This is a genomic window from Ruegeria sp. YKSF131, assembly GCF_059612645.1.
In genome coordinates, this window is record NZ_JBXWQZ010000138.1 from 1 (window position 1) to 1,273 (window position 1,273).

The 1,273-nt window shown below is 63.4% G+C and carries 1 protein-coding gene; it reads left to right on the top strand.

Annotated elements, in window-relative coordinates; all coding sequences use genetic code 11:
* The coding region (gene glyA, locus AC2FLZ_RS21985; protein WP_480521574.1) for a serine hydroxymethyltransferase at window positions 1-1,273 on the top strand (1,273 nt) is incomplete at its 5' end.

Consider the following 1,273-nt stretch of genomic DNA (forward strand, 5'->3'; position numbering starts at 1 on the left):
CGGATTTTTCACCCAGTCCTTGTCGGACCGCGATCCTGAGCTTTTTGGCTCGATCCGGTCTGAGCTGGGTCGTCAGCGCGACGAGATCGAGCTGATTGCGTCCGAGAACATCGTCTCTGCCGCCGTGATGGAGGCGCAGGGTTCGGTGATGACCAACAAATATGCCGAAGGTTACCCGGGCCGGCGCTATTACGGGGGCTGCGAGTTTGTTGACATCGCCGAGAATCTGGCCATCGACCGCGCCAAGCAGCTGTTTGGCTGTGGCTTTGCCAATGTGCAGCCGAACTCGGGCAGCCAGGCCAACCAGGGCGTGTTCCAGGCGCTGATCCAGCCCGGCGACACCATTCTGGGCATGAGCCTGGATGCCGGTGGCCACCTGACCCACGGCGCGCGGCCCAACCAGTCGGGCAAGTGGTTCAACGCCGTGCAATACGGCGTGCGCCAGCAGGACAACATGCTGGACTATGATCAGGTCGAGGCGCTGGCGAAAGAGCATAACCCCAAGCTGATCATCGCGGGCGGTTCGGCCATCCCGCGTCAGATCGACTTTGCCCGCATGCGCGAGATCGCCGACATGGTCGGCGCCTATCTGCACGTGGACATGGCGCATTTCGCCGGTCTGGTTGCGGCAGGCGAGCATCCCAGCCCGTTCCCCTACGCGCATGTGGCGACCACCACCACACACAAGACCCTGCGCGGCCCACGTGGGGGCATGATCCTGACCAATGATGAAGATATCGCTAAGAAAGTGAACTCGGCGATCTTCCCCGGCATTCAGGGCGGCCCGCTGATGCATGTGATCGCGGCCAAGGCCGTGGCCTTTGGCGAGGCGCTGCGCCCCGAGTTCAAAAGCTATATCCAGCAGGTCGTGATCAATGCGCAGGCGCTCAGCGATCAGCTGATCAAGGGCGGGCTCGACACCGTGACCCACGGCACCGACACCCATGTGGTGCTGGTTGACCTGCGCCCCAAGGGCGTCAAGGGCAACGCCACCGAAAAGGCCCTGGGCCGGGCGCATATCACCTGCAACAAGAACGGCGTGCCATTTGACCCGGAAAAGCCGACCATCACGTCGGGCATCCGCCTGGGCAGCCCCGCCGGCACCACCCGCGGCTTTGGCGAGACCGAATTCCGCCAGATCGCCGACTGGATCATCGAAGTGGTCGACGGCCTGGCAGCCAACGGCGAAGACGGCAACTCCGAAGTCGAAGCCCGCGTCCGCGCCCAGGTCGCAGATCTCTGCAACCGCTTCCCCATCTACCCGAACCTGTAA